General features: G+C 60.8%; 1 protein-coding gene. It reads right to left on the reverse strand.

Annotated features, from left to right (window positions below):
* A partial coding sequence (locus NRB16_RS29935) for an RNA-guided endonuclease TnpB family protein (protein ID WP_257107609.1) occupies positions 1–538 on the reverse strand: 538 nt, incomplete at both ends.

The raw sequence follows: 538 nt of genomic DNA on the forward strand, positions 1-538 counted from the left end.
ATCAGCCAGCCGCCGCGCCACGCCAGCTTGTAGTCCAGTTGGCGGCGGAACTCGAACCAGCCCTGATCGAGAATGGCCCTGTTCAGGCCAGATTTGGCCCGAACGTTTCTTCCCGGTGCCTCGGCCGTGCCTGCCGCCGACCTGGACATATTGCGTACCTGCAAGTCCTCGATACACACCATCGCGTGGTTTTGGCTGATCGTGGTGGAGCACTTGTGCAGGTAGTCGCGGCGGGCATTGCCGATGCGGGAATGAATGCGCTGGACGCAGGCTTTCGCCTTCTTCCAGTTGCGGCTGAATTTGACCTTGCGGCTCATCGCCTGCTGCGCTTTGCACAGCGCGGTTTCATGGCGTTTGAAGCTGTTCAGTGGTGCGTAGAACGAACCATCCGAAAGCGTGGCGAACCGGGCAATGCCCATGTCGATGCCAACTGCCGCCCCCTGCGCCGTGGGCTGCTCATCGATCTGGCGTTCGGTCTGGATACTCACGAACCACTTGCCACACGACTGGCTCACGGTGATGTTCTTCACCGTGCCAG

This window comes from Pseudomonas sp. LJDD11 (assembly GCF_024584215.1).
GTDB lineage: Bacteria > Pseudomonadota > Gammaproteobacteria > Pseudomonadales > Pseudomonadaceae > Aquipseudomonas.